11 protein-coding genes are annotated in these 12,713 nt (G+C 42.8%); 3 read left to right on the forward strand and 8 right to left on the reverse strand.

The genetic code is table 11. The annotated features are described in order from the left end of the window. Positions 1–127 precede the first annotated feature (127 nt). Positions 128–1,087: a bifunctional methionine sulfoxide reductase B/A protein gene (locus DYI03_RS12555; RefSeq protein WP_231556683.1), complete on the forward strand. Its 960-nt coding sequence runs from the start codon at positions 128–130 to the stop codon at positions 1,085–1,087. Between the two features lie 308 nt (positions 1,088–1,395). Here the strand turns inward: DYI03_RS12555 and glyA are convergent, their stop codons facing one another. The 8 genes from glyA to DYI03_RS12600 all read right to left on the reverse strand — a co-directional run bounded on the left by glyA (position 1,396) and on the right by DYI03_RS12600 (position 10,580). Continuing rightward, positions 1,396–2,676: a serine hydroxymethyltransferase gene (gene glyA, locus DYI03_RS12560; protein ID WP_004356427.1), complete on the reverse strand. Its 1,281-nt coding sequence runs from the start codon at positions 2,674–2,676 to the stop codon at positions 1,396–1,398. A gap of 223 nt (positions 2,677–2,899) precedes the next feature. Beyond that, on the reverse strand, positions 2,900–3,355 hold the full coding sequence (pyrI, locus tag DYI03_RS12565; RefSeq protein ID WP_004356423.1) for an aspartate carbamoyltransferase regulatory subunit: 456 nt from the start codon (positions 3,353–3,355) through the stop codon (positions 2,900–2,902). Between the two features lie 52 nt (positions 3,356–3,407). Continuing rightward, a complete protein-coding gene (pyrB, locus tag DYI03_RS12570) occupies positions 3,408–4,352 on the reverse strand; it encodes an aspartate carbamoyltransferase (protein WP_021668373.1) in 945 nt (314 codons plus the stop codon). A 249-nt stretch (positions 4,353–4,601) separates the two neighbouring features. Beyond that, positions 4,602–5,168, reverse strand: coding sequence for a hypothetical protein (locus DYI03_RS12575; RefSeq protein WP_021668372.1), 567 nt, complete (start codon positions 5,166–5,168; stop codon positions 4,602–4,604). Between the two features lie 138 nt (positions 5,169–5,306). Then, complete coding sequence (locus tag DYI03_RS12580) at positions 5,307–6,350, reverse strand: DHH family phosphoesterase (RefSeq protein WP_021668371.1); 1,044 nt, start codon at positions 6,348–6,350, stop codon at positions 5,307–5,309. Positions 6,351–6,477: 127 nt separating this feature from the next. Then, a complete protein-coding gene (locus tag DYI03_RS12585) occupies positions 6,478–7,386 on the reverse strand; it encodes a sugar phosphate nucleotidyltransferase (protein WP_004356446.1) in 909 nt (302 codons plus the stop codon). Between the two features lie 79 nt (positions 7,387–7,465). Further along, positions 7,466–8,827, reverse strand: coding sequence for a dipeptidase (locus tag DYI03_RS12590; protein ID WP_021668370.1), 1,362 nt, complete (start codon positions 8,825–8,827; stop codon positions 7,466–7,468). A 466-nt stretch (positions 8,828–9,293) separates the two neighbouring features. Beyond that, positions 9,294–10,580 carry an IS1380 family transposase gene (locus tag DYI03_RS12600; protein WP_115367883.1) on the reverse strand — a complete coding sequence of 429 codons (1,287 nt, stop codon included), beginning with the start codon at positions 10,578–10,580 and terminating at the stop codon, positions 9,294–9,296. Between the two features lie 274 nt (positions 10,581–10,854). On the opposite strand from DYI03_RS12600, the gene DYI03_RS12605 reads away from it, so the two are divergent. Both DYI03_RS12605 and DYI03_RS12610 read left to right on the forward strand, forming a co-directional pair. Then, entirely contained in the window at positions 10,855–11,697 is an 843-nt protein-coding gene (locus tag DYI03_RS12605) for a GLPGLI family protein (RefSeq protein ID WP_115367986.1), read from the forward strand. Positions 11,698–11,850: 153 nt separating this feature from the next. Next, the gene (locus DYI03_RS12610) at positions 11,851–12,693 is read left to right on the forward strand and encodes a GLPGLI family protein (RefSeq protein WP_115367987.1); all 843 of its coding nucleotides are present in this window, start codon (positions 11,851–11,853) and stop codon (positions 12,691–12,693) included. The last annotated feature ends 20 nt before the right edge of the window (positions 12,694–12,713 follow it).

The following is a 12,713-nucleotide window of genomic DNA, read 5'->3' on the forward strand; positions in this document are numbered from 1 at the left end:
GACAAACTTGAGAAAATATACGCTCCCTCTCTTGCTTTTAGGCATGGTGTGGGTAGCAACAGCAGCAACATGCAGTAGTAAAATCAGCAAATCTGAAAATAACGACACAACAAAAACAAATTTAACAATGACGGACAAAAAATATGTAAAGCCAGACGACGCTACTTTGCGCCAAACTTTAACGCAAGAACAATATGAGGTTACGCAACATGGTGCCACCGAAAAGCCTTTCACCAATGAATATGACAATGAGTTTAGACAAGGAATATACGTTGATATAACCACGGGCGAACCGCTTTTCCTATCGTCCGATAAATACGACTCGGGTTGTGGGTGGCCAGCGTTCAGCAAACCAATCGATGAATCGCTCATTACGCAACACAAGGACACCTCGCACGGAATGATAAGAACCGAAGTACGCTCAAAAACAGGCAACGCCCATTTGGGACACGTCTTCAACGACGGACCAGCCGACAAAGGTGGGCAACGCTATTGTATCAATAGTGCATCGTTGAAATTCATTCCTTTAGCCGAAATGGAAAAGCAAGGCTACGGCAAATACACAAAACTGCTGCGCAAAGAAAAAGAAATCTATGTGGCTGGTGGTTGCTTCTGGGGAACAGAACACTACATTCAGCAAGTAAAAGGGGTGTTATCGACAGAGGTTGGCTATGCCAACGGAACTTCGAAGAACCCTACTTACGAAGAAGTTTGCACCGATAAAACGGGCTTTGCCGAAGCGGTTCACATCAAATACAACCCTGACGAAGTGAGTTTGGCTTTCCTTGTAAAACTTTATTTTGTAGCCATCGACCCTACTTCGCACAACCAACAAGGCAACGACCGTGGTTCACAATACCGCACAGGTGTCTACTATACCGACCCTAAAGACCGTGCCACGATTGAAAAGGTGTTCGAAGCTGAAGCACGCAAACACAATGTGCCGTTGGAGGTGGAACTAAAGCCGCTCCAAAACTTCTATCGTGCCGAGGAATACCACCAAGATTATTTGGACAAAAATCCGACTGGCTATTGCCACTTGCCAACTTCGCTATTTGAATATGCCAAAAAGGCACGCGAGAAATAGAGAGGATAGAACTCATAGGAATACTAGTTTCCCTAGTTTTTCCTAGTTTTCCTAGTTTTCCTAGTTTTCCTAGTTTTCCTAGTTTTCCTAGTTTTCCTAGTTTTCCTAGTTTTCCTAGTTTTCCTAGTTTCCCTAGTTTTCCTAGTTTCCCTAGTTTTCCTAGTTTTCCTAGTTTCCTAGTTTCCCTAGTTTTCCTAGTTTCCCTAGTTTCTCCTATAGAAAGCCCCCCCTAAAAATCAGAACTCCCCTTTCAGCGATTGCCGAAAGGGGAGTATTTTTAGCTATGAGAATTTTGTTTTTGTTGTTGATTAGTAAGCGAACAAAGGATAATCTTTCATTGTTGCGTTTACTTTCTCGCGAACTTCTGCGATGACTTTTTCGTCTTCAGGAGCAGAAAGAACCTTATCAATGAGTTCAGCAACGAGAACCATCAAGTCTTCCTTAGCACCACGAGTTGTCATGGCAGCGGTACCGAGGCGGATACCTGATGTCTGGAATGCAGAGCGAGTATCGAATGGTACCATGTTCTTATTTACAGTGATGTCAGCAGCAACAAGAGCGTTTTCAGCCACCTTACCAGTAAGTTCAGGGAACTTAGTGCGGAGGTCTAACAGCATAGAGTGGTTGTCTGTACCGCCTGATACGATGCCGTAGCCACGCTTAACGAGTTCGTCAGCGAGTACTGCTGCGTTCTTCTTAACCTGTGTAGCATATTCTTTCCAGCTTGGTTCGAGAATTTCACCGAACGCAACAGCCTTAGCAGCAATAACGTGTTCCAATGGACCACCTTGGTTGCCTGGGAATACAGCAGAGTCGAGCAATTGCGACATTTTCTTAACTACACCCTTTGGAGTTGTGATGCCCCATGGATTGTCGAAATCTTCGCCCATCATAATTACACCACCACGAGGACCACGGAGAGTCTTGTGAGTTGTAGTAGTTACGATGTGAGCATACTTCACAGGGTTTTCCAATAAACCAGCAGCGATAAGACCAGCTGGGTGAGCCATATCGACCATGAAGATAGCACCGATTTCGTCGGCAACTTTGCGGAAACGAGCGTAATCCCACTCACGGCTGTAAGCAGAAGCACCAGCGATGATGAGTTTTGGCTTGTGTTCGCGAGCAAGTTTCTCCATGTTGTCGTAGTCTACACGACCCGTTTCCTTATCGAGCGTATAGCCGATAGGGTTGTAAAGGATACCAGAGTTGTTTACTGGGCTACCATGTGAAAGGTGTCCACCATGGTTAAGGTCGAGACCCATGAAGGTGTCGCCTGGTTTCAAGATTGCTGCAAGAACAGCTTGGTTAGCTTGCGCACCAGAGTGTGGCTGCACGTTTGCCCAACAAGCACCGAACACTTTCTTTACGCGTTCGATACAAAGGTTCTCAACTTGGTCAACCACTTGGCAACCACCATAGTAGCGCTTGCCAGGGTAACCTTCAGCATACTTGTTTGTGAGGTACGAACCCATTGACGCCATTACTTCGTCGCTGACAAAGTTTTCTGAAGCGATGAGCTCCATGCCTTTCAATTGGCGTTGGTGCTCCTTTTCAATGAGGTCAAAAATCTCTTGATCTTTTCTCATGTTGTTTAAGTATTAAAAATGCCTCCATCAGCCGTTCATGGTTTTAGGAACTTGACCGACAAAGACAAGGTTGTTGTAATTAGTTGCAAATATAACTATTTTATTAGAATAGGGCAAATAATTGAAGAAAATATTTTGGAGTTTTTTTTAGAAGATTTGGGACGAGGTCGGACTTGTCAGACGAGTCAGACCTGTCCGACAAGTCCCCAAAATCCCTTTCTCCTTAACACAACTCCACCTTATCTATTTTCTGTTCTTTGTCGCAATAATGACACTTCAGTACTCCCGCTGCTTTGTCCACGACATTAAAAATAGTATTCACTGGCTCGTTGTTGGTAATACATTTTGGGTTATTGCATTTCACAATCCCATGCAACTCATCAGGCGTGATAACTTGCTTCTTTTCAACAACTTCATAGTCTTTGATTATATTCAAAATAATATTGGGTGCTACCACCGATAAGCGTGAAATTTCGTCGTCTGTAAAAAATTTATCGCTCACTTTGATGATACCTTTGCAGCCCACTTTCGATGATTTATAGTTCACACCAATTGTTACAGGTGTGTCGAGTTGCTGAAGTCCTAAAAGATTGACCACATGAAAAGTCTTTTCAGCTGGAATATGGTCGATTACTGTGCCGTTTTCAATGGCTGCTACTAAGCGTTCTTTCTTTCCCATTTTTCTTCTCTTGCTTAAAGGGGGACGAGTCCGACTAGTCCCCCCTCTTCTATTAAATAATAGTTTTATCTCCTTTGATTTCGTCCATGCCAATGCCCAAACAATAAGCAAAAATAGCTTCACGAGCAAACAATCCGTTTTTGGCTTGCTCAATATAATAAGCATGCGGATTGCTATCCACATCGTAGGCGATTTCGTTTACACGAGGCAGTGGGTGCAAAATGCGCATATTCGGTTTTGCCAACGACAGCATATCATTGCGCAAGATGTACACATTCTTCACACGCTCGTATTCCATCAAATCAGAAAAACGCTCCTTCTGCACACGGGTCATGTACAAAATATCGGCATCGGCAATGGCTTCAGGTGTAAATTCCTCCTGTTCGGTGTAGCGAATGCCGTGCTTTTTACAAAATATTTTGTATTCTTCGGGCATTGCCAATTCGGCTGGCGCAATGAAATGGAACGTAGGATTAAAGTGGCGCATCGCCATTAAAAGCGAGTGAACCGTGCGACCGTATTTCAAATCGCCCACCAAATAAATGTCCAAATTCTCCAACGTGCCTTGCGTTTGGTTGATGGTGTAAAGGTCTAACAAACATTGCGAAGGGTGTTGGTGCGCCCCATCGCCAGCATTGACAATCGGAACAGGCGAAACCTCGGAAGCATATTGTGCCGCTCCCTCGATATAGTGGCGCATCACAATCGTGTCGGCATAGTTGGCAACCATGAGAATGGTGTCCTTCAACGTTTCTCCCTTGCTCACAGAAGACGCCTTGGCATCGGTAAAACCAATGACTTTTGCGCCTAAACGATTGGCAGCGGTTTCAAAACTAAGACGGGTACGGGTGGAAGGTTCGTAAAACAGAGTAGCTATCACCTTCCCTTTCAATAGCTCTCGATTAGGAAATTTTTCAAATTCTTGGGCAGTTTCAATAAGGTATAAGATTTCCTCTTTGCCCAAGTCTTGAATATTCACAAAGTTTTGTTTCTCCATAGAAATGAATTGCTTGGATTATTTTGAGTGTAAAGGTAAACATTTTTTTCAAAAATAGGAAGGAACAATAAAAAAAATGCGTTGCAAAACCGCATAAAATTTTATTGTTTTCGTGCCGCATCAATGTTTTTTCCTTTGTAGGGGCGTGATTTATCACGTTCCTAACATCAAAAATAGAATTTATACTTAGAGGAACGTGATGAATCACGCCCCTACGCCAAGCTGCCGACTGCTCGTTTCCACGCCAAATTACACCCTGTCTTTGGCATTTTTCATTTCAAAGGCGTCCCAAACATAGAAGAGTAAGAGAAATCCAATGGCAATATGGGCAGAGCCATACAACGAATTGGTGGTCGATGTAATACCAAAAATGCCTATGAATGCTGACAAAGTGCACGCAAAAGGGGAATAATGTAATTTTTTCTTAAAGATATTGAGACACAACCAAGCCATAGAAAGGGCGAGGAGCGACATATATAGAGCGAAATCGGTATTGTTTTTGCCGTCAGAATACAAACATGCGAGCGGTGTAAAGAGGGTAAGAATATTCCACGAAGCAAACAAAGTGCCTTCGTTTTTGTTTAATTTCAAGGGGCTTTTAATGCTCACAAAATGGCGATACCCATAGGTAAACCATGCGACAACAGGCGCAAAAGTAAAGATATAATTCACCCAAGTGCCGAAAAAGAAATCTAAAACATAGGCTATTAAAGTGATTAACGCCCACACAGAAAGGAAATTCCAATGCCCTAAGTGTATTTTTTCGCTGTCGTTCATCTTGTTTCCTGCTGTTTCTACTGTTTCGTTTGTTTCCATTTATGATTTTAATTTAGTATTTTTATGATTCGTTTTCCACGCCCCATCAATGTGTTTTCCCCTTTGTAGGGGGCGTAATGACGAGTTGAAATTACGCTCTACATGCTAATTTGCTAACTTTCTGCTGCGAAAGCTGCTTTATTTCTTTCTTAATTCGTCTTCAAAAGCCTTGATAGCTTTTAGTGTAATGGCTTCGGCTTCCTCAATTGAGCAGTGAAGTTTACCGCCTGAGGCATCGGCATGACCGCCTCCGTTGAAGAATTGCACTGCCATCGGCTGACAATGGAAACCATTTCCTGAACGCAAACTTACTAAAACAAGGTTCGGGCGTTCGGTGTCTTCACGCAAAGAAATGCTCAATTTCAAACCTTTTATTTGCTGTGGAATGTTCACGACACCTTCCATATCGCCTTTTATGAAGTGGAAACGTTGCATTTCCTCCTTTGTAACGGCAAAATAAGCAGCGTGTAAATCGCCCACATACCTCATTTTATTGGCAATGATATGCCCACGTAGGCGCATCGCATTGACCGAATAATTATGGTAAACACGGTTGTAAATGTTATCTTTGTCAATGCCTTTCGATAGCAACTGACTGATAATGAAATAGATTTCGGGGCGTGTAGAATTGTAAGTGAACCCACCAGTATCGGTCATCATGCCGCAATAAATGCACTGCGCACACTCCTTTGTCATTTCTTCGTAGCCACCTAATTGGCAAATGATTTGGAAAACCATTTCGCTTGTACTTGATATATCGGGGCGCGAAACTGTAACTTCGTTGTTTGTTTCGGGTTCTAAGTGGTGGTCTATGAGGATTCGCTTTGCCTTACATTGGGTTAGGGTTGGGCACATGTCCTCAACACGCGAATTTTGGTTAAAGTCTAAGCAGCAAACAAGGTCGGCATTGTCGAATGCTTCTTGCACTTGCTTTGTTCGTTTGTCGTAGCGTAGCAAGGTGTTTGTGCCTGGTAGCCACTGTAAAAAGTCGGGATAAGCGTCTGGAATACAAACTTTTACGTCTTCTTTTCCTATTTGTTGCAAATAGGCTTTCCACGCCAATGTAGAGCCAATGGCATCACCGTCGGGCGATTTATGGGTACATATAACGATATGTTGTGCTTCGTGAAGAAGCGTTTGGAGATGCTTTAATTCGGTTTCGCTTAATAAATTTATATTCATAAGAGTTTGGGATAGGGGACGGGGAGGGCTTTGGACGAGTCGGACTAGTTGGACTAGTCGGACTAGTCGGACTAGTCTGACTGGTCTGACAAGTCTGACTCGTCTAAAAAAATCCTTTTGGCGAACTTTAAAACAACTTTTCTGGATAAACTCCTTCTTCTACAAGCTGCTTGATGCGTGCCACAACACCCTCACGGTCGGCAGGATAAGTAACGCCAAACCATGTGCTTGTGGTGTCAAGAACATCTACTGTTGCTGTTCCGTCGTTGATAAGTTTATTGACCATCATAGGAATGAAATACTCTGATTTCAAGTTTTCCATATTCTTTGGGTCGGCAAGAAATTCTTTGAAATAGGCTTCGCTATATTCAAAGTAGTCGGGTGTGAATCCCCACACGTTCATTGAAGTTGGCGTATTGTCGTCAACGGTTGTCCACGCCTCGTTTTCCATGTACTGAACTTTCCCATCACGGCGTTCAATCTTGGTGCGTTCCACCACGGTTGTGAGGTGTCCTTGCTCGTTTGTTTGGCAAAGTCCACGTGAAACGGTTCCATTTTCGCTCAAGGTATTGCCCACACGGAAGCCTACCATGGCGTAACGGTTCTTAGCACCTTCTGGTAAGTCGGCAAGGAACTTACCGATTACTTGGAAAGCATCACGATTGTAGAAGTCGTCGCAGTTGATAACGCAGAAAGGTTCTTTGATAACGTCTTTTGCCATGAGTACAGCGTGATTGGTTCCCCATGGTTTTTCTCTTCCTTCTGGCACTTTGAAGCCTTCAGGGAGTGCGTCTATACTTTGGAAAACGAGTTCAGCGGGAATGTGTCCCTCGTATTTTGCAAGTACTTGTTGGCGGAATTGCTCTTCAAAATCTTTGCGAATGATGAATACTATCTTTCCAAATCCTGCTTTAATGGCATCGTAGATGGAATAGTCCATGATGGTTTCGCCATTTGGACCTAATCCGTCCAACTGTTTTAGTCCGCCGTAACGGCTTCCCATACCCGCAGCAAGCAATAATAATGTTGGTTTCATTTTTTTCTCTTTTTTTAGTTTTTTGGGGGACTAGTCGGACTAGTCGGGCTAGTCTGACTCGTCCCAATAGTAGACTCTTTTAAAGTTTATCGAACTCTAAGTGGAAGTTGATAACAGCTTCGATAGCTTTCCAATACATATCCAAAGGAATGTTTTCGTTTGGCGAGTGAATGAGGTTTGACTCCAAGCCGAAGCCCATTAGCACTGTCTTTACACCAAGAATTTCCTCGAATGTGGCAATGATTGGAATACTTCCGCCACGGCGTGCTGCGATAGGACGCTTGCCGAAAGCCATTTCGAAACCACGTTCAGCAGCCTTGTAAGCTGGAAGGTCGATAGGACAAACGTAACCTTGACCGCCATGCAAAGATTCAATATTGATTTTAACGCTCTTTGGAGCAACTTTCTTGAAGTAATCAACCACCAATTGTCCAATTTTCTTGTGGTCTTGGTGAGGAACGAGGCGGCATGACAATTTAGCGTAAGCCTTTGACGGAATCACCGTCTTTGCGCCTTCGCCTTGATAGCCACCCCAGATACCGCAAACGTCGAAACTTGGGCGGAAACCAGTGTGTTCGATGGTGCTGTAACCCTTTTCGCCAAAGAGTTCTTCTACATCGAGCGATTTCTTGTAATCCTCTTCGTTGAATGGAATCTGTGCCACCATGTCGCGTTCTTCCTTTGAAACCTCTTCAACATCGTCGTAGAAGCCTGGGAACTGAATTTTTCCGTCCTTGTCGGTAACGTCGGTAATCATTTTGCAAAGCACATTGATAGGGTTTGCCACAGCTCCGCCGAAGTGTCCAGAGTGGAGGTCGTGGTTCGGACCCGTTACTTCGATTTGCCAATAAGCCAAACCACGCAAACCTACTGTAAGCGAAGGTATGTCTTTGGCTATCATGCTGGTATCTGAAACGAGAATAATGTCGCATTTTAGCAATTCCTTGTGCTTTGAGCAGAATGCGCTAAGGCTTGGTGAACCAATTTCTTCTTCGCCTTCGAGAATGAATTTTATGTTGTGTTTCAACAAATTGTTCTTTACAATATATTCGAAAGCCTTTGCTTGAATGAACGATTGACCTTTATCGTCGTCGGCTCCACGCGCCCAAATGCGTCCGTCTTTGATAACAGGCTCGAATGGTTCACTGTTCCAAAGTTCGAATGGTTCAGCTGGCATCACATCATAGTGTCCATAGATGAGCACAGTTTTAGCTGCTGGGTCTATTATTTTTTCGCCATAAACCACAGGGTTGCCTTCTGTTGGCATCACTTCTGCCTTATCAACGCCTGCCATGAGCAAAAGCTCTTGCCAGCGTTCAGCACAACGAATCATATCTTTGCCGTGCTTCTCAGGTTGCGCACTCACACTTGGAATACGTATCAAGCTGAAAAGCTCGTCGAGTATTCTTTCTTGATTTTCCTTAATATAATCTTTAATCATAATTTTAAGGGTTTTAAAGGTTTAATGTTTCTTGGTGCAAACTTACATATTTTAACCGAAAAACGAGCAAGATAAATGCTAAATGTTCTCAAAAAACACAGAATAATCATTGGAAAAGCTTGTCGGGAGTGAGTCAGACAAGTGGGACAAGTCTGACTATTCCGACTTTCCCCATTTGCTTTCTCAAACGAAATAGCCGCTTTTCTTCTTCAATATCCCTTGTTTTTCCCTTCAAAATAGGCTGTTTTGGGTTTGCAAATGAAAAAATTAGCATATTTCTTTTTTTTTTCGTTATCCTCAAATCCGCAACTTAACTTTTCAACGTCCTTCTTGCGTGTACACATCCTCTCATTACTGAATTTGCAGATAATTAGAACTGAAATCCCCCACTTCAGCCTACAACATCCCCTTACCCCACAATGCGACTTGAGGCAATACGCAGTATCATACCCATAAATTGTAGGCGTTATCCAAAATCTGTCTGGAACACATCCGCGTAAGCATTGTTACAAGTATAGATATTCAGCACATACTGCCTTGATGTCCTGATCCACTTTGCTGGTACAGAGACAAACCTGAAGACAAGCGCTTTTATGCGGCTTGTTGTATTGAGTCCGAACCTCTTTACATCAAGTCTTTGGATAATGGCCTTGTAGAAGTTACGGATAAGTGCTGTAAGAAGAAGGAACACGGTGTTCTCTGCCATGAAGGATTTGGGCAATCGGTCCCATCCGAAACCATTGTTCATATCATCGAAGATACGTTCCTTTCCCCCTCGAAGGTTATAGAACTCGACAATCTCTCTTACGGAAGATACATAGTCGTTAGTCAGGATACAACGGTATGTGTATTCTCCTTCCCAGAGATCCAATACACCATCCAACCGTTTCTGTCTTTGAATCACAAGTCGGTATGCTTTACCCTTCCACTTTTCAATAAGGATAGAGTTCAATTCGAACTCAATGCCATTGATTTCCTCAGTTTTCCAACCTCTGAGAGCAAAGATTTCATTGTAGAGCGAACTGCAGCGGTTTGCGCGGATATAGAAGGATTTGCAGTGTTCCTCTACTTCTTCTACGATTTCCTCGGAACATGATCCACAGTCAGCTCTGAAACGATTGATAGTAAGGCCGTTCTGTTCAAATCTCTCAAAGAACCTCTTCAGCGTGTCCTTCTGATGAAAACGAACATTTGTGTTGCCATCGCTATTCTCAATGCCAACGATTAAGTCGCCAATAACCGCCACGCCAGGGCGATAACCAGGGAACTTCTTGTATGTAGGCTTTGCATCATACTTCTCTGTCTCTATGAACTGATGGTCGAAATCAACATCATACATCTCGTCCTCTTTCAGTTGGCCAGATGCAAACATACAATTGAGCAGTAAAGTATTGAGAGTGTCAGCCGTGTTGAAATCGTAGGTCTTGCCCATATCTGATGTGTATGAAATGTTTTCTTGCGTCAGCTCCTTTATCGCTCTGAGGATAGTATCAGAGCTACAAGTTCGAAGTGTCGGATGAAGCGAGAGATGGCTCATCAAATGAGTAGTGACATCCTCAACACATGAGCCACCACAGAAGTAGATACTCATGAGTGAACGGATGATTTCGCTGTACTGATAACCGAATGATCTACACCTTAGACCGAGGGTCGAGTCGATTACAGATGACAATGTGGAGTCAAATTGCTCCATGATTGAAAATATTCCTCCAAAAGGAGTGAGTTTATCGGATTTAATATGTATTTTTGCCATGCCATATCAGAGTTTTGCTTGCTTGTTTTGCAACACTAAGATAAGTGAATTCTTTGACATGGCAAAATCCTGGGCAACTTTTTGTTGCTCAGGTACTTAAAAAGTTTAAGTTATAATAGTGTTGCGGAATTAAGGGTTATAAAATTGTTATCTTTGCCTTTGAATAAATGAGAAAGGCTATTTATGTCTGACTAGTCAGACTAGTCCGACTAGTTCGACTAGTTCGACTAGTCCGACAAGTCCCAAAGAAATTAAAAACCCCAAACTATAAACAATGAAAAGAATCCTTTTAACATCAGCAGTCCTACTTTTATCGCTGCTAACCATCAGTGCTAAGCCTAAAAAAGCACAAGGAACAAAGGCAATCGACAAAATAAAGTACGAAATTACTTATCGCACACAGAGCGTTAAAGACACAACGGCACGCGATGAGAATGGAAAATATGTCTACGGACAAGACGATATGCGCCTTGAGGTGGGCGAAATGGTGAGCTATTTTTATAGTGCAACCAACCATGCTTATGATGACGAAATTCTAAAATCGATTGAAGTAGGCGATGTTGCTAAGTCGAATTTATCGAGTGGGAATATTACAATGGATTTTTTCCGTAACTATCCTAAGGGGAAGACTACTTATATTGACGAAGTGCTAAGCGAAAAATTTCGCATTGAAGAGCCAATGGAGCAGCCAAAATGGGAAATAGTTGCCGATAGCACAAAGAAAATTCTCAATTACGACTGCCAAATGGCTCGAACAACCTTCAAAGGTCGCCAATGGACAGCATGGTTTGCCGCTGATATTCCTTTAGACAATGGTCCTTGGAAGCTCTGTGGTCTTCCTGGACTAATCCTTCGTGCTTCAGATGCTCAACAACAATACATTTTTGATTGCGTTGGCATGAAGCAAACAGATGGTACTGCCGACCTTTTGTATAATTTAAAGTTTGATGAATATACCAAATCAACGATGAAAGAGTTCAAGGAAGTACAAAAAAAAGCCGTTCCACAAGATGTTTTTGCAGCGAAAGGTATAACAATAGAAGTGCCAGAGGAAATGAAAGCAGAATTCCAAAAAGCATTCTCAAAGCCAATACCAAGCAATTCGATAGAGAGGTAAAAGCCTCCCCCACCAACCCCTCCGTTGGAAGAGGGAGTACGAAACTGCTATTTACGTCGGACTGGTCTGACTAGTACGACTAGTCCGACTAGTTCGACTAGTTCGACTAGTCCGACTAGTCCCAAAGAAATTAAAAAACCCAAACTATAAACAATGAAAAGAATCCTTTTAACATCAGCAGTCCTACTTTTATCGCTGCTAACCATCAGTGCTAAGCCTAAAAAAGCACAAGAAACAAAAGCAATCGACAAAATAAAGTACGAAATTACTTATCGCACACAGAGCGTTAAAGACACAACGGCACGCGATGAGAATGGAAAATATGTCTACGGACAAGACGATATGCGCCTTGAGGTGGGCGAAATGGTGAGCTATTTTTATAGTGCAACCAAGCGTGCTTATGATGACGAACTTCTAAAATCGGTTAAAATAGGCGATGTTGCTAAGTCGAATGTATCGCGTGGGAATATTACTATGAATTTTTTCCGTAACTATCCTAAGGGGAAGACTACTTATATTGACGAAGTGATAATCGAAGAATTTCGCATTGAAGAGCCAATGGAGCAGCCAAAATGGGAAATAGTTGCCGATAGCACAAAGAAAATCCTCAATTACGACTGCCAAATGGCTCGAACAACCTTCAAAGGTCGCCAATGGACAGCATGGTTTACCGCTGATATTCCTTTAGACAATGGTCCTTGGAAGCTCTGTGGTCTTCCTGGACTAATCCTTCGTGCTTCAGATGCTCAACAACAATACATTTTTGATTGCGTTGGCATGAAGCAAACAGATGGTACTGCCGACCTTTTGTATAATTTAAAGTTTGATGAATATACCAAATCAACGATGAAAGAGTTCAAGGAAGCACAAATAAAAGCCGTTCCACAAGATGTTTTTGCAGCGGAAGGTATAACAATAGATGTGCCAGAGGAAGTGAAAGCAAAATTCCAAAAAGCATTGTCGAAGCCAATACCAAGCAATTCGATAGAGAGGTAAAAGCCTCCCCCACCAACCCC

The organism is Prevotella disiens (genome assembly GCF_900454955.1).
Taxonomy (GTDB): Bacteria; Bacteroidota; Bacteroidia; order Bacteroidales; family Bacteroidaceae; genus Prevotella; species Prevotella disiens.